Origin of the sequence: Serratia sp. CY38905, assembly GCF_052168875.1 — a bacterium.
In the GTDB taxonomy this organism is placed as follows: domain Bacteria; phylum Pseudomonadota; class Gammaproteobacteria; order Enterobacterales; family Enterobacteriaceae; genus Serratia; species Serratia sarumanii.
In genome coordinates, this window is record NZ_JBJNLV010000009.1 from 186,334 (window position 1) to 207,784 (window position 21,451).

General features: G+C 57.8%; 22 protein-coding genes, 1 pseudogene and 1 other annotated feature. Of the genes and pseudogenes, 1 reads left to right on the plus strand and 22 read right to left on the minus strand.

The features are described 5' to 3' along the window. Nucleotides 1-357: 357 nt before the first annotated feature. From ACJ8MK_RS18760 to ACJ8MK_RS18820, 13 genes are all read right to left on the minus strand, one after another. A complete protein-coding gene (locus ACJ8MK_RS18760) occupies nt 358-1,371 on the minus strand; it encodes a lipoate--protein ligase A (RefSeq protein ID WP_047571639.1) in 1,014 nt (337 codons plus the stop codon). Between the two features lie 59 nt (nt 1,372-1,430). Then, entirely contained in the window at nt 1,431-1,895 is a 465-nt protein-coding gene (locus tag ACJ8MK_RS18765; protein ID WP_016927954.1) for an NlpC/P60 family protein, read from the minus strand. A 176-nt stretch (nt 1,896-2,071) separates the two neighbouring features. Beyond that, a complete protein-coding gene (gene arnF, locus ACJ8MK_RS18770; protein WP_041034867.1) occupies nt 2,072-2,464 on the minus strand; it encodes a 4-amino-4-deoxy-L-arabinose-phosphoundecaprenol flippase subunit ArnF in 393 nt (130 codons plus the stop codon). Further along, complete coding sequence (arnE, locus tag ACJ8MK_RS18775) at nt 2,461-2,805, minus strand: 4-amino-4-deoxy-L-arabinose-phosphoundecaprenol flippase subunit ArnE (RefSeq protein ID WP_033653923.1); 345 nt, start codon at nt 2,803-2,805, stop codon at nt 2,461-2,463. The genes arnF and arnE overlap by 4 nt, the downstream gene beginning before the upstream one ends. Further along, on the minus strand, nt 2,802-4,466 hold the full coding sequence (arnT, locus tag ACJ8MK_RS18780; protein WP_103773982.1) for a lipid IV(A) 4-amino-4-deoxy-L-arabinosyltransferase: 1,665 nt from the start codon (nt 4,464-4,466) through the stop codon (nt 2,802-2,804). The genes arnE and arnT overlap by 4 nt, the downstream gene beginning before the upstream one ends. Beyond that, nucleotides 4,463-5,368 (minus strand): 4-deoxy-4-formamido-L-arabinose-phosphoundecaprenol deformylase, encoded by a 906-nt coding sequence (gene arnD / locus ACJ8MK_RS18785; RefSeq protein ID WP_049234258.1) that lies wholly within the window; start codon nt 5,366-5,368, stop codon nt 4,463-4,465. Before arnD ends, arnT begins: the two co-directional genes overlap by 4 nt. Beyond that, a complete protein-coding gene (arnA, locus tag ACJ8MK_RS18790) occupies nt 5,365-7,347 on the minus strand; it encodes a bifunctional UDP-4-amino-4-deoxy-L-arabinose formyltransferase/UDP-glucuronic acid oxidase ArnA (RefSeq protein ID WP_049196158.1) in 1,983 nt (660 codons plus the stop codon). The genes arnD and arnA overlap by 4 nt, the downstream gene beginning before the upstream one ends. Then, nucleotides 7,347-8,357, minus strand: a complete 1,011-nt coding sequence (gene arnC, locus ACJ8MK_RS18795) for an undecaprenyl-phosphate 4-deoxy-4-formamido-L-arabinose transferase (RefSeq protein ID WP_202637380.1) — start codon at nt 8,355-8,357, stop codon at nt 7,347-7,349. The genes arnA and arnC overlap by 1 nt, the downstream gene beginning before the upstream one ends. Next, the gene (gene arnB, locus ACJ8MK_RS18800; RefSeq protein WP_033638335.1) at nt 8,314-9,468 is read right to left on the minus strand and encodes a UDP-4-amino-4-deoxy-L-arabinose aminotransferase; all 1,155 of its coding nucleotides are present in this window, start codon (nt 9,466-9,468) and stop codon (nt 8,314-8,316) included. The genes arnC and arnB overlap by 44 nt, the downstream gene beginning before the upstream one ends. A 397-nt stretch (nt 9,469-9,865) precedes the next feature. After that, nucleotides 9,866-10,621 carry a vitamin B12 ABC transporter ATP-binding protein BtuD gene (gene btuD, locus ACJ8MK_RS18805; protein ID WP_033638333.1) on the minus strand — a complete coding sequence of 252 codons (756 nt, stop codon included), beginning with the start codon at nt 10,619-10,621 and terminating at the stop codon, nt 9,866-9,868. Nucleotides 10,622-10,626: 5 nt separating this feature from the next. Next, nucleotides 10,627-11,178 carry a glutathione peroxidase gene (locus tag ACJ8MK_RS18810; protein ID WP_308885859.1) on the minus strand — a complete coding sequence of 184 codons (552 nt, stop codon included), beginning with the start codon at nt 11,176-11,178 and terminating at the stop codon, nt 10,627-10,629. 45 nt (nt 11,179-11,223) lie between these two features. Further along, complete coding sequence (gene btuC, locus ACJ8MK_RS18815) at nt 11,224-12,231, minus strand: vitamin B12 ABC transporter permease BtuC (protein ID WP_033638330.1); 1,008 nt, start codon at nt 12,229-12,231, stop codon at nt 11,224-11,226. A gap of 178 nt (nt 12,232-12,409) precedes the next feature. Then, a complete protein-coding gene (locus tag ACJ8MK_RS18820) occupies nt 12,410-12,826 on the minus strand; it encodes a DUF2502 domain-containing protein (protein ID WP_033638328.1) in 417 nt (138 codons plus the stop codon). Between the two features lie 232 nt (nt 12,827-13,058). Between ACJ8MK_RS18820 and ACJ8MK_RS18825 the strand changes: the two genes are divergently transcribed. Continuing rightward, on the plus strand, nt 13,059-13,190 hold the full coding sequence (locus ACJ8MK_RS18825; RefSeq protein WP_033653919.1) for a hypothetical protein: 132 nt from the start codon (nt 13,059-13,061) through the stop codon (nt 13,188-13,190). A 185-nt stretch (nt 13,191-13,375) separates the two neighbouring features. Here the strand turns inward: ACJ8MK_RS18825 and ihfA are convergent, their stop codons facing one another. The 9 genes and pseudogenes from ihfA to ACJ8MK_RS18870 form a co-directional block, all read right to left on the minus strand. Beyond that, nucleotides 13,376-13,672: an integration host factor subunit alpha gene (gene ihfA / locus ACJ8MK_RS18830; protein WP_004931414.1), complete on the minus strand. Its 297-nt coding sequence runs from the start codon at nt 13,670-13,672 to the stop codon at nt 13,376-13,378. A 4-nt stretch (nt 13,673-13,676) separates the two neighbouring features. Further along, on the minus strand, nt 13,677-16,064 hold the full coding sequence (pheT, locus tag ACJ8MK_RS18835) for a phenylalanine--tRNA ligase subunit beta (RefSeq protein ID WP_442517974.1): 2,388 nt from the start codon (nt 16,062-16,064) through the stop codon (nt 13,677-13,679). Nucleotides 16,065-16,078: 14 nt separating this feature from the next. Continuing rightward, on the minus strand, nt 16,079-17,062 hold the full coding sequence (gene pheS, locus ACJ8MK_RS18840) for a phenylalanine--tRNA ligase subunit alpha (RefSeq protein ID WP_004931416.1): 984 nt from the start codon (nt 17,060-17,062) through the stop codon (nt 16,079-16,081). Between the two features lie 172 nt (nt 17,063-17,234). Further along, nucleotides 17,235-17,357: a sequence feature (Phe leader region), on the minus strand. After that, the gene (gene pheM, locus ACJ8MK_RS18845; protein WP_121626058.1) at nt 17,309-17,353 is read right to left on the minus strand and encodes a pheST operon leader peptide PheM; all 45 of its coding nucleotides are present in this window, start codon (nt 17,351-17,353) and stop codon (nt 17,309-17,311) included. It overlaps the preceding feature by 45 nt. A gap of 113 nt (nt 17,358-17,470) precedes the next feature. Then, the gene (gene rplT / locus ACJ8MK_RS18850) at nt 17,471-17,827 is read right to left on the minus strand and encodes a 50S ribosomal protein L20 (protein ID WP_004931417.1); all 357 of its coding nucleotides are present in this window, start codon (nt 17,825-17,827) and stop codon (nt 17,471-17,473) included. A gap of 43 nt (nt 17,828-17,870) precedes the next feature. Further along, a complete protein-coding gene (gene rpmI / locus ACJ8MK_RS18855; protein WP_004931418.1) occupies nt 17,871-18,068 on the minus strand; it encodes a 50S ribosomal protein L35 in 198 nt (65 codons plus the stop codon). 98 nt (nt 18,069-18,166) lie between these two features. Then, nucleotides 18,167-18,718: a translation initiation factor IF-3 gene (gene infC, locus ACJ8MK_RS18860; protein ID WP_048233542.1), complete on the minus strand. Its 552-nt coding sequence runs from the start codon at nt 18,716-18,718 to the stop codon at nt 18,167-18,169. Between the two features lie 3 nt (nt 18,719-18,721). Continuing rightward, complete coding sequence (gene thrS / locus ACJ8MK_RS18865) at nt 18,722-20,650, minus strand: threonine--tRNA ligase (RefSeq protein WP_025159696.1); 1,929 nt, start codon at nt 20,648-20,650, stop codon at nt 18,722-18,724. Nucleotides 20,651-21,232: 582 nt separating this feature from the next. Then, nucleotides 21,233-21,451, minus strand: a pseudogene (locus tag ACJ8MK_RS18870) (hypothetical protein); the annotation flags it as partial.

Consider the following 21,451-nt stretch of genomic DNA (forward strand, 5'->3'; position numbering starts at 1 on the left):
CAAAGAAAAGCAGCCGAACTTATGCCATGGCGCCCGCCAAACGCGTTATGTGAAAAGGTATTTGGCTTAAGTAGAATGGATTGACGGCCAAATTTGACTTATCTCCTTTGTTTTATTTAAGAAAAATCTTAAATAAAGTAAAATAATCTTCCCGCCTTAACGCCGATTTTTCCTGCCGTTAACGATGACTGATTAAATTTAATAACGCATCAATTCCGCCCGTTATTCTCGGCATTGAAAACGCAAAAAAATGCCCACCTTGATTTTCAGAAAATCTGCGCTACCGCCGTGCAAAACGTCGATTTCAGCGATAAAAAAAGGGATGAGCACGCTCATCCCTTCATCACCAGGCCTTCGCTAACGGATCGTTTCACTCAGCCATTGCCGCAGTTCGGCTAATTCGGCCGCCTGCTGAGGATAGTCCGCCATCAGTCGATCACAGCAGGCGGCAACGGGCTCGCTTCGATACGGGCAGCCCACCAGCATATCCGCCAGCCGCTGCAGCGGGGCGGGATTAAGGCTGTCGGTGAACACCTGCGCGCGAACGATAGCCCCCTTCTCCACATCGAAGAACAGGTCTACGCCGCCCCAGACAAAGCGCTCGTTAAGCAAGTGGCTGAACGCCGGCGCCTTGCCGAAATTCCATTCCCAGCTGCTTTGTTTGGCGAACTGCGCGGCAAAATCGGGCAGATCGGGGAACACGTCCGGCGAAATGATCTCCGGCTCGGCCGTTTCGCCATAGTGGGCGAAGAAAGCCTGCACGATGGCGTCGCATACCTGCTCATGGCTGATGCCCGGCAAAAACTCCGCCAGATTGGCGACGCGTGAACGCACCGAGGTGATGCCCTTGGCCTGCAGCTTTTTGGGATCCGGATTGAGGTAGTTCGCCAGCCGTTCCAGGTCGGCGTTTAGCAGCAGCGTGCCGTGGTGGAAACCGCGATCCTGGGTTTCTCGATAGGCCGAGCCGGATATTTTACGCGGCCCGTCGGCGGTTTCCATCACCAGATCGTTGCGCCCCGACGCGCCAGCCGCGACGCCCAGCTGCCGCAGCGCTTGCAGAATGATGTCGGTCGAGACGCTCTTGTCGTAGCCCGGCTTGCCGGCCATAAAGGTGAAACAGGTATTGCCCAGGTCGTGAAATACCGCCCCGCCGCCGCTGCTGCGCCGCGCCAGCCGAATGCCGTCCTGCTCCATGCGCCGGGTGTTGCACTCTTTCCAGGGGTTCTGCGACTGGCCAATCACCACCGTTTCGGCATTGCGCCACAGGAAGAGAATTTTTTGCGTGGTCATTTCGCGGAAGATGCACTCTTCCACCGCCAGGTTGAACCAGGGATCGTAGGAGTCGGAGATCAGTAAACGCAGGCTGTTCATGGCAGGCACCGTCCAAAACATGAGATGCCGCCATGATACACCAAATCAATGGGTTAAGGCTAAATGCGTCGCGCCTGCCAGTACACCCGCTTCCAGTAGACGTTATCGAGCGAGGAGCGGATCACTCCACGGCTGGTCGACGCGTGGATAAATTGGTCGTTGGTATCGTAAATGCCGACGTGCAGGCCGTTCTCACCGCCGCCGGTTTTGAAAAACACCAGATCGCCCGGCATCAGCTCATCGCGTGAGACCTTGGTGCCCAGCGAGGTCTGTTCTTCGGTCGAACGCGGCAGTTGCATGTCAAAACGATCGCGGAACGTGCGGTAAACAAAGCCGGAACAATCTACCCCGCCCCGATCCAGGCCGCCGTAACGGTATGGCGTGCCGTACCACTGGCGCAGCTGCTCATTGAGCTGGGCCACCACCACGATAGAGTCCGCCAGGCGGCCGCTGGGCGGCGGCGCATGGCTGCTGCACCCGGCGAGGATCAAACTGGCTAATAAAAACCACACACGCATCCGCATAATATCCCTTCATTGAACACGTTGCCGCATTATGCCATCCGGTACACCACCACACCGCCTGCGAGGCAAAGCCGGCACCACGTAAGGAGAGCGCTATTTGGCGTTAATTTATCTCCCGCACGGGGAAAAAGGCAAGCGCCATAAGGGAGATAATGACAGGATCGCCGGTTTTGGCCCTATTCCGGCGATTTAGTCTCGGACTTGCTGTTAATCAGCCAGACGCCGAACAGAATAAACAGCGTGCCCAGCGTTTTCAGCAGCGTAGCGGACTCGTTGAACCACGGCAGGATCACCGCCGCCAGATAGACCAGCGCATAACTGACGCTCAACAGAGGATAAGCGCGGTTTAACGGCAGGTGGCGCAGCGCAAAGAACCAACACAGCATCGACAGCGCATAACCGCAGATGCCGCCGCCCACCGCCAACAGCGGCAGCCAGTAGCCGCCGATCAGCACCAACGAGACGTCGGCGAACGACATCAGCGGGATTTGCACCATGCCCCACTTCATCAGCAACTGCGCCAACGTCACCAGCAACACGCTGGCGGCGCCCCAGGCATAGCCCCTCATGAATGCACGCTCATCAGCAGGATCCCCAACATAATCGACGCTACGCCGCACCAGTGGCGGGCGGTCGTCGGCTCATGAAACAGCCAGCGCGCCGCCAGCGTCACCATCACGAAGTTCAGGCTGAGCATCGGGTAAGCCAGGCTGAGCGGCAGGCGTTGCAGCACATTGAGCCACACCGCCATGCCCAGCCCCAGCAGCAGCACCGCCAGCGCCAACCAGCGCAGCGTCAGCTTCAGCCGCGCCTCGTCCGCCCGTTCCCAACAGTGCGCCGCCTGTTTCTGGCACAGCTGCCCACCACAGGTGAGCAGGCTGACCACAATCACCAACAGAAAACCCATCATGGTTGCTGTTTATACCACATCAGCACCAGGCGGTTCATGCGATCCACCTTGTCTGCGGCGGGCAGTTCCTGCGGCAGCGCTTCGCCACGGGACAGCTGCAGCACCAGCGACACGTTCCCCTGCTTGCGCGCCTGCGCCAGCCACTGCGGGAAGTCGGCATCGCTGATCAGGTGCCCCTTGGCATCCGGGTACTCCAGACCATAGGCCACCTCGCCTTTCTGGCTGTACATCAGCACGTCGCTGCGCTTCAGCTCCCAGGCCAGGCCGGCCGCCAGCCCGACGCTGTCGCTCAACACATAGCGGCTGTCGCTCAGTTCGGCCATCGTGGCGCGGGCAAAGTTTTGCGGCAGTTTGGAATCGGTCACCTGTTGCGGGATGGCGTAACCGATCACCAGGCACAGCAGCACCGGGCAAGCCGCCGCCCAGCGCCATTGGCGGCCGTTGTCGCGTACGGAAACCAGCGCGAACAGCAGCCAGCCGCCGAAGGCGATCAGGCCGAGCACCAGTTTCGGCCACTCCTGCGGAGTAAACAGATGTGCCTTCGGCAGCAGACCGGCGCTCAACACCACCAGCGCCACGATGCCGATCAGGCCGAACAGGCCGTTCAGCCAGGCGTTGGCCTTGAACAGCCTGGCGCGCAGCGTGGCGGCGTAGTCTTCCGCATAGGCGGTCATCAGCAGCGCCAGCGGAGCCATGCACGGCAGAATGTAGGTCGGCAGCTTGCCTTTGGCGATGCTGAAGAAGATCAGCGGCATCAGCGCCCAGCTCAGCAGGAAGAACAGCTCCGGACGCTGTACGCGCTCGCGCCAACCCTTGAGCAGCGCGCCAGGCAGCAGCGCCAGCCACGGCAGCACCGCCGCCAGCAGGACCGGCAGGTAATACCAGAACGGCGCCTTGTGCTGGGCGTTATCTTCGGCGAAACGCTGAATATGCTCGACCCAGAAGAAGTAATTCCAGAAATCGGGTTCGCGTTGCGCGATCGCCAGCGCCCACGGCAGGCTGAGCAGCGTAGCGGTCACGATCGCCACCGGGCCATAGCACAGCAGATCCTTGATGCGGCGTTGCTGAATGACGATCGGGATCACCGCGATCACCGGCACCGCCAGCGCCAGGAAGCCCTTGGTCATAAAGCCCATGCCGCAGGCCAGGCCCAGCAACGCGTAAGCGCCCAGCTTGCCTTTGACCGAGGTGGCTTTCAGCGTCAGGTAATAACTGACCATCGCCGCCGCCAGCCACAGCGAGATCATCGGATCCAGCACGCTGTAGGTGCCGATGCTGAACACCAGCACCATCGACAGGAACATCAGCGCCGCCAGGCTGGCGCGGCGCGCATTGCGCCACATCAGCATCGCCAGCGCGAACACCAGCAGCGCGGTCATGCCGGTGCTGAACACCGAGCCGAAACGCACCGCAAAGTTGTTTTCGCCAAACAGCCACTGGCTGATGTTATTGAACCAGTAACCCGCCACCGGCTTTTCGAAATAGCGCAACCCCAGCAGGTGCGGCACGACCCAATCGCCGCGCTGCAGCATTTCACGGCTGATCTCGGCATAACGCGTCTCATCCGGCTGCCACAGCAGGCGGCCGTTAAGCGGGATCAGGTAAACCAGAGCAAAAAAAACGGCCAGCACAATGGCCCAGGATCCTTTTAGCGCCTTCATGTAACGTCCTTCACATCGGTTTGACAGCCCAGCCAACCTTCGCGGCCGGGGAAAGGAGCGCGCTTGATGCGGCCCAACGGCAGTGACGCCAAATCTTGCGGTAACAGCGCGCTCAGCGGACAGAATTCGATGCCCTGCCGCTGTGCGCGTTGCAATAACTGTTCGAACATCGCCGCCTGCGACATGCCTTCCACTTCGGTGTGAATGGTGTACACCGGCACGCCGCGATCGTTCTCGATGGCGCGCAGAATATAGTCGTTGAAGTCGGCCATGCTGACTTCGCTGCCAATCACTTCATCGAAGGTCGGCAGCGTCACCGGGATCTGCACCGTACCGTGGCGCCCGTCGCTCAGCACCGGACGGAACGGATGGGTGCCGCGGCAATCGCTGTTGTAATGGAAGCCGAAGCGTTGTTTGACCTCCAGCACGCGCGTATCGGCGCGCCAACCCGCCACGGCGGAGCATTTCACCGGCTGGCCGGTGCAGGCGCTCAGGGCGTCGACGCCCAGCTGCACCTGTTCGGTCAGCTGCGCCTCGCTCCACTTGCCGACCCTGGCCTGCCACCCCTGGTGATCCCAGGCGTGCAGCCCGACCTCATGGCCGGCTTCGGCGGTGCGCTTCATCAGCGGCCCCAGCGCGCGTGAAATGTTGCGCCCCGGCCAGGCGGTGCCGGCCAGCAGAATGTCCAGACCGTACAGCGAGGCGGCGTTCGAACGCAGCATTTTCCACAAAAATTTCGGACGCAAAAGGCGCCAAAGATGGCGCCCCATGTTGTCCGGTCCCACGCTGAAGAAGAAGCTGGCCTGAATGTCGTACTTTTCGAACAGATCCAGCAACTGCGGCACCCCTTCACGGGTGCCGCTGAAGGTATCTACATCAACCCGCAGACCGACTTTCTTCATGCACCGTTCCCTTCCTGAACGGTAGTGCGCAGGAAGTAGTCCAGCGTATCGGCGATGGTTTGCTTCATCTCGATGGTCGGCTGCCAGCCCAGCAGGCGGTGAGCATTTTTGATGCTCGGCGTGCGGTGCTCGACGTCCTGATACCCTTTACCGTAGTAGCTGCTGCTCTCCACGTCCTTGAAGCCGGCAAACGGCGGGAAGCGGTCGCGCAACGGGTGGTTGTTGAAGCTTTCCAGCAGCATTTCCGCCAGTTCGCGGATGCTCGCTTCGTTGGTCGGGTTGCCGATGTTGACGATCTGGCCGTCGCACAGGCCGTCGCGGTTCTCGATAATGCGGAACAGCGCTTCGATGCCATCGTTGATGTCGGTGAAGCAACGTTTCTGCGCGCCGCCGTCCATCAGTTTGATCGGCGAACCTTCCACCAGGTTGAGGATCAGCTGGGTGATGGCGCGGGAAGAACCGATGCGCGCCGCGTCCAGGTTATCCAGGCGCGGCCCCATCCAGTTGAACGGACGGAACAGCGTGAATTTCAGGCCTTCTTTGGCGCCGTAAGCCCAGATCACCCGATCCAGCAGCTGTTTGGAGACCGAATAGATCCAGCGCTGCTTGTTGATCGGCCCAACGATCAGGCGCGAATGGTCTTCGTCGAACTCTTTGTCGTCGCACATGCCGTACACTTCAGAGGTGGACGGGAAGATGATGCGCTTGTTGTATTTCACGCAGTCGCGAACGATCTTCAGGTTCTCTTCGAAGTCCAGCTCGAACACGCGCAGCGGGTTACGGGTGTATTCGATCGGCGTCGCGATCGCCACCAGCGGCAGCACCACGTCGCATTTCTTGATGTGATACTCGATCCACTCGGAGTGGATGCTGATGTCGCCTTCCACGAAGTGGAAGCGCGGGTTGTCGAGGAAGCGGCTGATGGCGTCAGAGCCGATATCCAGACCGTAGATGTCGTAGCGATCGTCGCGCAGCAGGCGCTCGGTCAGGTGGTTGCCGATGAAGCCGTTGACCCCGAGGATCAGTACGCGGGTGCGGCGTTTCATCGCGGCGTTCGGCTTGGCGGCCAGACGCACGTCGGTGACGATGCCCATTTCCTGCGCCAGGCGGCTGCCCTGCACGTACAGACCGCTGTCGTTTTGACCGGCGACGATCTCCAGCGCGCCTTCGCCACAGGCGATGACCAGCGGCGAGGTGCTCAGCACGGTGCCCGGCTGCTTATCGTGTTGGGTATCCAGCACGCGAGAGCGCCAGACGATCAGCTGGCGCTGGCCGAGGTAGCTGAACGCCCCCGGGTACGGCTCGGTGACGGCGCGCACCAGGTTGTTGATCTCTTTGGCGGATTTGTGCCACAGGATCTCGCCGTCCGCCGCGCTGCGGCGGCCGAAGTAGCTGGCCTGGGACTCATCCTGCCTGGTGAAGGTGGCGGTGCCGTTCTTCAGCTTCGGCAGTTGCTCTTTCAACACGATCTGCGCGGCTTCCAGCACTTTTTTGTGCAGCGTCAGCGCGGTATCGCTGTCGGCGATGGCCACTTTTTGCTGCCCGACGATGTCGCCGGCGTCCGGGCGTTTCACCATCTTGTGCAGCGTGGCGCCGGTTTCGGTTTCGCCGTTCACCAGCGCCCAGTTCACCGGCGCACGGCCACGGTAACGCGGCAGCAGCGAACCGTGCAGATTGAAACCGCCCTGCGGTGCCAGCGACAGGATCTCGTCGCTCAGCATGTGGCGGTAATAGAACGAGAAGATCACGTCCGGCTGCAGTGCGCGAATGCGGTCAACCCACAGCGGGTGGTTTACGTCCTCTGGCGCATAGACCGGCAGATCCAATTCGGCGCCCAAACGGGCCACGGAGGAGAAGAAGTTGTTCTCGCCAGGGTCGTCGGTGTGCGTGAACACGGCCTGCACGTCATAACCCGCCTCAGTCAGCGCTTTCAGACCGGCGCAGCCAATATCATGGTAAGCAAATACAATAGCTTTCATCATTCTTCTTCCTGAGTATTGTGGTCCTGCTGTGCACCGACCACTTTCTGAACAAAATAGCGAGGACGCGCGCGCACGTCGGTATAGATGCGGCCGATGTATTCACCCAGTAGCCCCATGCCGACAAACTGGGCGCCGATAAAGGTGAACAGGACGGCGAAAAGGGTGAACACGCCGCCGGCGGCCCATTCAGGGCCGAGCAGCAGACGCAGCGCTATCAGCACCAGCGCCAGCACAAACCCGGACAGCGCCACGATGCTGCCGACCACGCTGAGCAAACGCAGCGGCGTGGTGGTCAGGCAGGTGATCAAGTCATACATCAGGTTGATCAGCTTCATCAGGCTGTACTTGGAGTCGCCAAACTCGCGTTCGGCGTGACGCACGTCGATCTCGGTCGTGCGGCGGGCGAAGGTATTCGCCAGGATCGGGATAAAGGTGCTGCGCTCATGGCAGTGCAGCATCGCCTCAACGATATGACGACGGTAGGCGCGCAGCATGCAGCCATAGTCCCCCATCGACTTGCCGGTGGCGCGTTGAATCATCATGTTGATCACGCGCGAGGCGCTTTTGCGGAACCAGGAGTCCTGACGGTTGGCGCGCACGGTGCCCACCACGTCATAGCCCTCTTCCGCCACGCTGACCAGCCGTGGGATCTCCTCCGGCGGGTTCTGCAGATCGGCGTCCAGCGTAATCACCAGATCGCCGGTCACCTGATTGAAACCGGCCATAATGGCCGAGTGCTGGCCATAGTTGCGGTTCAGCAAGACGGCGATCACGTGGCTGTCCGGCTTTTCCGCCGCCGCAGTCAGCATGTCAGCGGAGTTGTCGCTGCTGCCATCGTCGACGAGGATGATTTCATAAGGTTGAGATAACTGCTTACAGGCGGCAGTAGTCCGCTCCAGCAACGCCGGCAGGCTTTCCTGCTCGTTGTATACCGGGATGACTACCGAGACTTTTTTAATCGGTTCAACGCGAGGCACGTAAAGACTCCACAACAGAAGACAAGGCATTGACCACGCGATCCACGTCGGCGTCGGTCATATCAGGGAATAGCGGTAAGGTGCACAGCCGCGCCGAGTTCCATTCGGTATTCGGCAAAGAAAGCTGCGGATAACGCTCACGGTAGAATTTCTGAGTATGCGCGGCGCGGAAATGCAGCCCGGTGCCGACGCCAACCTCTTTCAGGCGCTCCATCAGCTGGTCGCGATCGATGCCGCAACGCGCGGGATCGACGCGGACCATAAACAGGTGCCAGGCGTGATCATGCGGATAATCCGGCACGCCCAACGGTTGGAACGGCGAGCCTTCCAGCGCGCTCAGGTAGCGCTGTGCCAGCGCCTTACGGCGCGCGTTCAGCTCAGCAAAGCGCGACAGCTGCACCACGGCGATCGCCGCATGAATGTCGGACAGGTTGTATTTGTAACCCGGCTCCACCACTTCGGCCTGCGGTTTGCGGCCAAGCTGCTGGCGATCGAAGGCATCGACGGCCAGACCGTGGAACTTCAGGCAACGCAGGCGATCCGCCAGCGCATCGTCGTCGGTGGCGATCAGGCCGCCTTCGGCGCAGGTCACGTTTTTAATCGCGTGGAAAGAGAAAATCGCCGTGCCGCGTGCGCCGACCCATTCGCCGTTGTAGCGCGTGCCGACCGCGTGGGCGGCGTCTTCGATCAGCGGCAAGCGATGGCGTGCGGCTACGGCGCGCAGCGCATCCATTTGCAGGGGAGCACCGGCGTAATGCACCGGAACAATCGCTTTGGTGTTCGGGGTGATGGCAGCCTCGACATCGGCGGCGCTGACCATCAACGTATCACGGTCAACGTCGATCATCACCGGCGTGGCGCCCAGCAACTCGATCATGTTGAGGGTGGAGACCCAGGTTTGCGAAGGGGTGATGACTTCGTCGCCGGGGCCGATACCCAGCGCCATCAGCGTGATGTGCATGCCCGCCGTGGCGGAACTGACGGCGATGGCGTGCTTACAGCCGAAAGTGGAGCAGAAGTCACTTTCCAGTTGCTGGTTTTGCGGCCCGGTGGTGATCCAACCGGAACGCAACACTTTCTCTACCGCGGCGATTTCTTCATCGCCGATGGCCGGACGAGAGAAAGGCAAAAATTGATCCATAGTTAACCCCAAACGTATCGAGCTGCTTTTGATGACACTGTAAATCCCTTTCGTTTAACGAATATTAAACGCCAGAGAAGAATCGTTTCCGTGGATTAACTGACAATGTAAGGCCGCAAGCTTAACTAAACCTTAAGACGAGACGTGTCATCAGTGGGAGAACTGATGGATAGGTGCCGTCATCATTAATTTAAATTTACTATGAAAATCAATTTATTATATATATTAATAATTATTTACTTATTTTATTTTTGCCGAATCAAGCCTAGCACGTCATTGACGTTTTTCAATAAAACCCACGATAAAATGAGCGGTGGAACAATAATAGCCGATGATTACCCGGCTATTTATATTCACTACGTTTAGTTTTCGTTTACATTTATGCTGCCGGGACGAATTAAGCCGTGCGCGTCATGATCCAACGCTGGTTCCCCACCCATTGCAGGTGAAAATCCACTTCATAGATCTGCGACAACAGGTCGGGCGCCATCACCTCACGGGTGATGCCCTGCGCCACCAGCTGCCCAGCGTGCAGCAACCAAACCCGATCGGCCTGCTGCAGGGTATGATTCAGATCGTGCGCGCACACCAGCGCGCTGCGCCCACTTTGGCAGAATTCGCGCAGCAGGCGATCCAGCGCGACCTTTTGCGCCACATCCAGGCTATTGGTCGGTTCATCCAGCAACAACAATCGGCTGTGCGGATTGACGCTGGGCCACACCTGCAGCAACACCGCCGCCAGCCGCACCCGCTGCCATTCGCCACCGGAAAGCTGCGTCAACGTGCGTGACAGCTTATCCACCAGCTTCAACCGCTGGCACAGATAGAGGATGGCGTGCTCCACCTCGGTTTGCGCCGCGCCGGCAGGCCGGTGCAACGCCAAATACTGAAACACCGGCATCAGCGACACCGGCGGCTGTTGCTGGCTGAGATAACCGCGTCGGCGCGCCAGCTCGCTCCCCGGATAATCGGCTAACGCGCGTCCGTCCAGGCAGATTTCGCCCAGCCCCGGCAGCATACCCGCCACCCGCGCCAACAGGGTGCTCTTCCCTGCGCCATTGGGGCCGATCAGGTGAACCTGCAACCCGCCGTCAATCTGTGCCGAAAAAGGCGCCAGGCGCCCCGCCACCCCAACCTCAACGAGTTGCAGCATCTGTCTTATCCTGCCAGCGCTTGTTTCACCGCCGCCACCAGCGCCGGATCTTCCGGCGTAGTGTCAGGCGAGAAGCGCTGGATCACCGTGCCGTCGCGCGCGATCAGGAATTTCTCGAAGTTCCACAGAATATCGCCGGGGTGCTTCGGCGCACGCCCTTTGCTGGTCATCCGCGCCAGAAACTCGCTGCCCTGCGGTGCGACAGCCTCCGGCTGTGCGGCAATCAGCGCCTGGTACAGCGGATGACGGCGTTCGCCGTTCACCTCAATCTTGGCGAACATCGGGAATTGCACGCCGAAGGTGCCACGGCAAAACGCCAGGATCTCTTCGTTGCTGCCCGGCTCCTGGCCCAGGAATTCATTGGACGGGAACCCGAGGACTTCCAGCCCTTGATCGCGGTAGGCTTCGTACAGCGCTTCCAGCCCTTCGTACTGTTTGGTCAGGCCGCATTCCGAGGCCACGTTGACCACCAGCAACACCTTATCCCGGTAGGCGCCCAGCGTGGTCGGCTGATTTTCAATGGTTTGTAACGGCAGGTTGTCGATTGGCTTGCTCATCGGTTGTCATCCTTTGGTTTTTTAATGGCAGGTGAATGAAGAGAACTACCTTACGCCTTTTGCCCGGGTCAGTAACCAGATAAATAGCGGCGCCCCCAGCGTGGCGGTCACCACGCCGATCGGCAGCTCGGCCGCCAGCAGCGCAATGCGGGCAACCACATCGGCCACCAGCAACACCCCGGCCCCGGCCAGCGCGCAGGCCGGCAACAGATAGCGTTGGTCGGTCAGGCCGATAAGCCGCAAGATATGCGGGATCACCAGCCCAACGAAGCCAATCACCCCGGCGAGCGCCACGCTGACGCCGACCAGCCAGCCGATCGCCAGCACCAGCAGGTTACGCCACAGATGCAGCGACAGCCCTAGTTGCCGCGCCTGTACCTCGCCCAGCGCCATCAGGTTGAGCGCTTTGCCCTGGCCACACAACCACAGCAGCACCGGCAGCAGCGCCAGCACCAGCCACTTTTGGCGCCAGTCGACCCCGCCGAAACCGCCCATCATCCAGTACATCAGCTGCCGCAGATCGAGGCTGGTGCTGAAATAGACCGCCCAGGTCATCAGCGCGCTGCACACGATGCCCAGCGCTACGCCGACCAGCAACAGCCGCGCATTGGTCAGACGTCGGCGGCGAGCGAAGCCCAGCAACAGGAAGGTCATCGCCAGCGCACCGGCTATCGCGGCGGCGCTCATCAGCGCCACCGGCAACAACCCCTGCCCCAACAACACCGTCAGCACCAGCGCTACGCCGGCGCCGTTAGCGACGCCCAGCAGACCAGGCTCCGCCAGCGGGTTTTCAAACAGCGCCTGCATTACCGCGCCCGCCACCGCCAGGGCGGCACCGACCAGCATCACCGCCAGCGCGCGCGGCAAACGCAGTTGCCAGACGAACAGTTGCGCCCGATCGCTGAACCACTCTGACGGCCATATCCATTGGTCGCCGGCGCAAAGGCTGAACAGCAACGCCACCGCCACGCCCAGCGCCAACAGACCGATCTGGCGTTTATCGCGGTAGCGTTGATGTTGCAACAATAAGGTGAAGGTACGACTGGTTGGCATGGCGCGGCGGTTCCCTGCCGGCCGCTGTCGTGGCCGGATAATTGACGTTTGAGTCGAATATTAGGGGGTTAACGCCGCAAGGGGAAGCCTTGCGTGGATGATGGCGCAGGAAAGCAGCGGCTGGCCTTGCCCGTCATCGCAACGATGATGGCAAAACCAGCCGCCGATAAACTCAGGGTTAACGATGCGGGCCGGCGTTGCCCGGTGGATAAGGCTGGCCGCGGCCGTCATCGCGGCGGTCGGAGGCACCGCGATCGTCATGATTGCGCTCGTGGTCGCGATTATCGCGATCGCCGCGGAACGGATTGCCGCTGCGTGCCGGCTCACGGTGATCGTAGCCACGCGGCGGCGATGGCTGCCAGCGGCCGCCGTCCCAGTACATGCCGCGCGCATTGCGCTCACCCAGACCGCGGCCCTGATGCGCATGCCACCACTGCGGTGGACGCCAGTCGTAACCATCCCAGTAGTAGCCGCGACGGTCCTGATCCCCCAGATGCAGAGAAACGCCCGGCACATTGATATCGACAGAGACATCGGCCTGCGCCGCCAGCGGCAGCAACAGCGGGAAACACACCAGCAACAGGATCTTTTTCATTTTGCCTTCTCACTCTATTTTTCTTGCTGCAGTGGTTATATCAGCGCGTTTATTTAACCACTATCTCACCGATGCCTATTTTCAGATTGTTTTCGACGGCCTTACACAATCCCTACACTGTTTGCCCTCGCCTTTAATTATCATAATCGCTGACAAGGCTTAACGAATAACTGACGGCTCTCAAACGGCGCGGCAATTATAATTAAGCGAATTTCCATCGGAGGATAATAAGATGATTAAACGTATAGGCAGCCTGCTGGCCGTTGTGGCCCTGACAGCAAGCCTCAGCGCCTGCTGCTGGGGCCCGCACTGGGGCGGCGGCCACCGTGGCGATGGCCCTGGCCATTATCACGGCCGTTATTGAAGCGAAAACAATGCCACTCACCAAATAAGATTTAAGAATATTCCTAAATCGAGCTTAAATAAACTTCCGCCGTAGCGTTTGAACGCAGGATTTTAATTCTTACATTGCCCATTAGGAATAAACTGAATTTTATCCTCAAAAAGAAAAAGGCCGCGCAAGCGGCCTTTTTTGATATCACACGTCACTCACCCTTTCGGGCTGGCGTTTTCTACCCGGCTTTTCAGCTTCTGCCCCGGACGGAAGGTCACCACGCGGCGCGCCGTAATCGGAATGTCTTCGCCGGTCTTCGGGTTACGCCCCGGACGTTGGTTCTTGTCACGCAGATCAAAGTTGCCAAAACCCGACAGTTTTACCTGTTCGCCATTCTCAAGGGCCCGACGGACCTCTTCAAAGAACAGTTCCACCAGGTCTTTGGCGTCCCGTTTGCTAAGCCCAAGCTTCTCAAACAGGTGTTCTGACATTTCAGCTTTAGTAAGCGCCATAGGTTCAATCCCTCAAGGATGCTTGGAATCGCTGTTTTAGAGCCTCTACGCATTTTGCAACGGTAGCGGCTATCTCCTCTTCTTCCAGTGTACGAGCGGTATCCTGCAATACCAGACTGATAGCCAGGCTCTTGTCACCTTCTGCCACGCCCTTGCCACGGTACACGTCAAACAAGTTTACGCCAACTACCTGATTTGCGCCAACTTTCTTACACTCGGCCAAAATATCTTCTGCGGGGACGTTTTCAGCCACCACAACGGCGATATCACGGCGGTTTGCCGGGAAGCGCGAAATCTCCCGCGCCTGAGGCACGGCGCGGCTCGCAAGCTTGTTCCACTCCAGTTCAAACACCACGGTGCGGCCGTTAAGATCCAGTTTACGTTCAAGTTCCGGGTGAATCACACCGATGAAACCTACGCGTTCGCCGTGCAAATAAATCGCCGCACTCTGCCCTGGATGCAGGGCCGGATTGGCTTCCGCCCGGAACTGAATTTCGGATAATTTACCGGTCAGTTCGAGGACAGACTCCAGATCCCCTTTTAAATCATAGAAGTCGACGGGCTTGCGCGCCAGATCCCAATGCTCATCGTGCGTATGGCCGGCGATCACGCCTGCCAGCATGACGTCCTGGCGAATACCCAGATCTGCCGCACTATCAGGCACAAAGCGCAGGCCGCTTTCGAACAGGCGCAGACGCGTCTGCTGACGGTTCTGGTTATACACCACCGCGGACAGCAAACCGGTCCACAACGACAGGCGCATCGCCGACATTTCGACCGAAATCGGGCTCGGCAGGATCAGCGCTTCTTCATTCGGGTGCAGCAGCGCCTGCACTTTCGGATCGACGAAGCTGTAGGTGATCGCTTCCTGGTAGCCGTGATCGACCAGCATGGTCTTCACGCGCTTGAGCGTCAGATCGGCTTCGCGATGCTGGGTCATCACCAGATCGGCGCGCACCGGCACATCCGGGATGTTGTCGTAGCCGTAAACGCGCGCCACTTCTTCCACCAGATCCTCTTCGATTTCCATATCGAAACGCCAGCTCGGCGCGACAGCTTGCCAGCTGTCGCCCTGCTCGGTCACCTGGCAGCCCAGGCGGCGCAGAATGTCGCTGACCTGCTCGCTCGGCACCACGTGGCCGATCAGACGATCCAGCTTCTCGCGGCGCAGCGTGATGGTGGCGCGCTTCGGCAGTTCGTTTTCGTGGGTCACGTCGATAACCGGGCCGGCCTGGCCGCCGCAGATGTCGAGCAGCAGGCGCGTGGCGCGCTCCATCGCTTTGTACTGCAGCGCCGGATCGACGCCGCGCTCATAGCGGTGAGACGCATCGGTGTGCAGACCGTGACGGCGTGCACGGCCGGTGATCGACAGCGGGCTGAAGAAGGCGCATTCCAGCAGCACGTCCTGAGTTTCCCCGTTGACGCCGGAATGCTCGCCGCCGAAGATGCCGCCCATCGCCAACGCTTTTTGATGATCGGCGATCACTAAGGTGTCGGCGCTCAGTTTGGCTTCGTTGCCGTCCAGCAGCGTCAGGGTTTCCCCTTCTTCCGCCATGCGCACCACGATGCCGCCGTCGATGCGGTCCAGATCGAAAGCGTGCATCGGCTGGCCAAGCTCCAGCAGCACATAGTTGGTGACGTCTACCACGGCATCGATAGAACGGATGCCGCAACGACGCAGTTTTTCACGCATCCACAGCGGGCTTGGCGCCTTGACGTCGATACCTTTCACCACGCGCCCCAGATAGCGTGGGCACGCCTGCGGCGCGTCAACGCGGATCGGCAGCGTGGCGTCGATGGTGGCGGCCACCGGGCTCATGTCCGGCTCGGTCAGCGCAACCTGGTTCAGTACGCCCACGTCGCGCGCGACGCCGATGATGCCCAGGCAGTCGGCGCGGTTCGGCGTGACGCTGATCTCGATGGTGTTGTCGTTCAGTTTCAGATAGTCGCGGATGTCGGTGCCGATCGGCGCATCCAGCGGCAGCTCGATGATGCCGTCATGATCGTCGGAAATGCCCAGCTCGGAGAACGAGCACAGCATACCTTCCGAAGGTTCGCCGCGCAGCTTGGCGGCCTTGATTTTGAAGTCGCCCGGCAGCACCGCGCCCACGGTGGCGACCGCCACTTTCAGGCCGGTACGGCAGTTCGGCGCGCCGCAGACGATGTCGAGCAGGCGTTCGCCGCCTACGTTAACCTTGGTGACGCGCAGTTTGTCGGCGTTCGGGTGCTGGCCGCACTCGACCACCTCGCCCACGACGACGCCGTTAAACGCGCCGGCAACCGGATCCACGCCGTCCACTTCCAGGCCGGCCATGGTGATTTGATCGGATAATGCTTCGCTGCTGATGGCCGGGTTTACCCACTCGCGCAACCAGAGTTCACTGAATTTCATGTGATATTCCCGCCTTACTTAAACTGTTTGAGGAAACGCAGATCGTTTTCGAAGAATGCGCGCAGATCGGTGACGCCGTAACGCAGCATCGTCAGGCGCTCCATGCCCATACCGAAGGCGAAACCGGAGTAAACTTCCGGATCGATGCCCACGTTGCGCAGCACGTTCGGATGCACCATGCCGCAGCCCAGCACTTCCAGCCATTTGCCATTCTTGCCCATCACGTCCACTTCAGCGGACGGCTCGGTGAACGGGAAGTAGGACGGACGGAAACGAACCTGCAGGTCTTCTTCAAAGAAGTTGTTCAGGAAATCGTGCAGCGTGCCCTTCAGATTGGTGAAACTGATGTCTTTATCGACGATCAGCCCTTCCATCTGATGGAACATCGGGGTGTGCGTCTGATCGTAGTCGTTACGATAAACGCGGCCCGGCGCAATGATGCGGATCGGCGGCTGCTGGTTCTTCATGGTGCGGATCTGCACGCCGGAAGTCTGGGTGCGCAGCAGGCGCGTGGCGTCGAACCAGAAGGTATCGTGGTCGGCGCGCGCCGGGTGATGCCCTGGAATGTTCAGCGCGTCGAAGTTGTGGTAATCGTCTTCAATCTCCGGGCCGGTGGCAACGGAGAAGCCCAGCTCGCCAAAGAAGGTTTCGATACGGTCGATGGTGCGGGTTACCGGATGCAGACCGCCGTTTTCCATGCGACGGCCCGGCAGGGAGACGTCGATGGTTTCAGCCGCCAGGCGCGCGTTCAGCGCAGCGCTTTCCAGCGCGTTCTTACGCGCGTTCAGGGCGTCTTGCACCTCCTGCTTGGCCTGGTTGATCACCGCGCCGGCCGCCGGACGATCTTCCGCCGGGACGTCGCGCAGAGACTGCATCTGCAAGGTGAAATGACCTTTCTTGCCAAAATATTCGACGCGCACCAAATCTAACGCGGCAACATCCTGGGCATCTTCTACGGCTGCCTTGGCATTGGCAACCAGCTCTGCGAGATGTGGCATTGCTTTCCTCTTCCTCTGGCCGGGATGGCCCTAAGTAATTGTTATCTATATTCGAACACGCCTTTGAGCAATCTTCAAAGACTTTTCAATGCGTTGCCGGCCGGGCGGCTCACCTGAGCTGAACGCCAGCCGTACTCACCGCAACGCGTTGCAAGGCGGGACGATGGCCAAAAACAAAAAAGCCTCCACGAGGGAGGCTTAGGCGCTACTTTTCGTTTCTTTTCTTACGCGCAAAGCCTCCTGAAATCAGGCGCTAAAGTAAAAAAAGAAACGAAAAATAGCTGCGTGCATGATTGCGGTACCTTGTCGATGATTGCCCACCAGTGATATAGCTGCGGACAATGAAAGTCAATATTTGTCGCTGAAAACAAAGATTAAAAGAGGGAGCAAGCTCCCTCTTCTACTGACTTACGCCAGAGCTGCTTTCGCTTTCTCAACCAGTGCGCCGAAGGCCACTTTGTCGAAGACTGCGATGTCAGCCAGGATCTTACGGTCAATTTCGATCGACGCTTTTTTCAAGCCGTTGATGAACTTGCTGTAAGACAGACCGTTCTGACGAGCAGCTGCGTTGATACGTGCAATCCACAGCTGACGGAACTGACGCTTACGTTGACGACGGTCACGGTAAGCATACTGGCCTGCTTTGATTACTGCCTGGAAGGCAACACGATATACGCGCGAACGGGCACCGTAGTAGCCTTTCGCCTGCTTCATAATTTTCTTGTGACGTGCGCGTGCAATTACACCACGTTTTACGCGAGCCATATGCTCTCTCCTAAAGTCTTATTCTAAATTCAAAAAAAATGGCTTATGCGTACGGCAGGCACGCGGTAACCAGGACCAGATCGTTTTTAGACACCATGCCTTTCGGACGCAGGTGACGTTTACGCTTGGTTGCTTTTTTGGTCAGAATATGACGCAGGTTGGCATGTTTACGCTTAAAACCACCGCTGCCGGTTTTTTTGAAGCGCTTGGCTGCACCACGTACAGTTTTAATCTTTGGCATTTTAATTAAATCCACTTCGCATTGTTAAACAACGAATCAGTTGGGCGAATAAAACCCACACAGCGCAAGCGCCGCGCGGGTTCCATTACTTGTAAGCCTTACTGTTTCTTCTTAGGAGCGAGCACCATAATCATCTGGCGGCCTTCGATCTTCGTAGGGAAGGATTCGACCACTGCCAGATCCATATCTTCACACAGGTCTTTACGGACGCGGTTAAGCACTTCCATACCGATCTGCTGGTGCGCCATCTCACGCCCGCGGAAACGCAGGGTGATTTTGGCTTTATCGCCATCTTCCAGAAAGCGAATCAGGTTGCGTAGTTTGACCTGATAGTCGCCATCATCGGTGCCAGGACGGAATTTGATTTCCTTGACCTGAATAACTTTTTGCTTCTTCTTCTGTTCTTTCGTCGACTTGCTCTTCTCGTAGAGGAATTTGCCGTAATCCATGATTCGGCAAACTGGCGGTTCGGCATTTGGGCTGATTTCTACTAAATCAACGCCCGCTTCCTCAGCTTTTTCAAGAGCTTCATTCAGACTGACAATACCAATCTGCTCGCCATCGACGCCGGTTAGGCGAACTTCTTGCGCGCGAATTTCTCTGTTAATGCGATTAGGACGCGCCGGTTGAACTCGTTTTCCGCCTTTAATACTTTATTCCTCCAGTTGATGAAGACTACGGCTGCGAATCTCTTTCAGCAGCTTGTCTACGACTTCGTTTACGTCCAGGCTTCCCAGGTCTTTGCCACGGCGGGTACGAACGGCAACTTTGCCTGCTTCGACCTCTTTGTCGCCGCACACCAACATGTAAGGGACTCGACGTAAAGTATGTTCGCGAATTTTAAAGCCAATCTTCTCATTTCTCAAGTCCGCTTTCACGCGAATGCCTGCATCCTGCAGTTTTTTGGTCAATTGCTGGACGTAATCAGACTGGCTGTCGGTGATATTCATCACCACCACCTGCACCGGAGCGATCCAGGTCGGGTAGAACCCGGCGTATTCTTCGGTCAGGATACCGATGAAACGTTCCATGGAGCCCAAAATGGCGCGGTGAATCATTACCGGCACGACGCGATCGTTGTTTTCGCCAACATACGAAGCGCCCAAACGGCCCGGCAAGAAGAAATCGAGCTGCACGGTACCACATTGCCATGCGCGATCCAAACAATCATGCAGGGTAAATTCAATTTTCGGTCCGTAGAAGGCGCCCTCACCCGGCTGATATTCAAACGGAATGCCGTTCTCTGTCAGCGCGGCGGCCAGGTCTTCTTCCGCACGGGTCCACATGTCGTCGGTGCCGATGCGTTTTTCCGGGCGAGTGGACAGCTTGACGGCGATCTTGTCGAAGCCGAAAGTGCCGTACACGTCATACACCATGCGGATGCATTCGTTCACTTCAGCGCGCACCTGCTCTTCCGTACAGAAGATGTGGGCGTCATCCTGCGTGAAGCCGCGCACGCGCATCAGGCCGTGCAGGGAACCCGATGGCTCATTGCGGTGGCAGCTGCCGAACTCGCCCATGCGCAGCGGTAAATCGCGGTACGACTTCAGGCCCTGGTTGAAGATCTGCACGTGGCCCGGGCAGTTCATCGGCTTGATGCAATATTCGCGGTTTTCCGACGCGGTGGTGAACATGGCGTCTTTGTAGTTTTCCCAGTGGCCGGTTTTTTCCCACAGCACGCGGTCCATCATGAACGGACCTTTCACTTCCTGGTACTGGTACTCTTTGAGCTTCATACGCACGAAGGCTTCCAGCTCGCGGAAGATGGTCCAACCGTCGTTGTGCCAGAACACCATGCCCGGCGCTTCTTCCTGCATATGATACAGGTCGAGCTGTTTGCCGATCTTGCGGTGATCGCGCTTGGCCGCTTCTTCCAGACGTTGTAGGTAGGCGTTCAACTGCTTCTTGTCTGCCCAGGCGGTGCCGTAGATACGCTGCAGCATTTTGTTTTTGCTGTCGCCGCGCCAGTAAGCGCCGGAGGTTTTCTGCAGCTTGAAATGGTGGCAGAAACGCATGTTCGGCACGTGCGGGCCGCGGCACATGTCGACGTATTCTTCGTGGTGGTACAGGCCAGGACGATCGTCATGGCTGATGTTCTCATCCAGGATCGCCACTTTGTAGATTTCGCCGCGCTCAGCGAAGGTGTCGCGGGCTTCTTGCCAGCTGACCTTCTTCTTGATGACGTCGTAATCCTTATCGGCCAACTCGTGCATCCGCTTTTCCAGCAGATCCAGATCTTCCTGCGTCAGGGTGCGGTCGATATCCACGTCATAATAGAAACCGTTGTCGATCACCGGACCGATCGCCATTTTGGTATCCGGCCACAGCTGCTTGATCGCATGACCCAGCAGGTGAGCACAGGAGTGGCGCATGATTTCCAGGCCGTCCTCATCTTTGATGGTGATGATGGCCAGCTGCGCATCCGATTCGATCAGATCGCCGGCGTCGACCAGCTCGCCGTTGACGCGGCCGGCGATACAGGCTTTCGCCAGGCCAGGGCCGATATCGCGCGCGACATCCATCGGGGAAACGGGGTGATCGAAATGACGCTGACTACCGTCAGGAAGGGTAATAACAGGCATTAATAATTCCTTATCTACAGTGGTGACCCACACGACAGATCACATGAAGAAATACAATATCGTTTAATTACATGATGTTATAGACGCTATCCAGCTTTACCCTGCCAGATATGTACACTCATATGTACACAATTTGAAATGTACTATGTTGCTACGCCATAACGGGATGAGTAGTCTATCACTAGATAAACACCATCATCTACAAGAGCATTACAACACTCGCCTATCGAACACTACAATGTGAATGCTAGGCACTCCCATACCAATGCTTAATAAATGCCTCGCTTCTTAAGTCTGCATTGATGATGCGAACCAGAATGATAGATAAAACTAAGAACTTGTCGATTGACTTCATAATTGACTTAGGAATGCTCGTTTTTCATATTCTGTCCCTGTCGTTCTGCCCAGTAGCAATGGAAGCTTAGAAGTAAGCGGTCCCAAGAATGCTCTTCAGCACGGTTAAAGATTGGCACTCAAACCTATTATCATGATTCTCAATGCTTAGCTCAGATAAATTATACAGTAATATCTCATTTTGGGAGTGAAATCCACTCCACATATAATGCTTTCATTTGAAAATAATTAATCTATCGGCTTTAACTCAACAATAAACTCAGCAAATTCGTTGTAGTATTCAAAGTAATTATTTAATTGTTCTTGGGTTACTTTTCTTACTATTTTTTTTGGCTCATCAACCAACGGTATTATAGTAGTCAAAAGGTATTTCCCACTATCAGATTCCTTTTCACACTCTTCATTTGAAATTACACACTCACTTATTATCTCACCATTAGCATAATT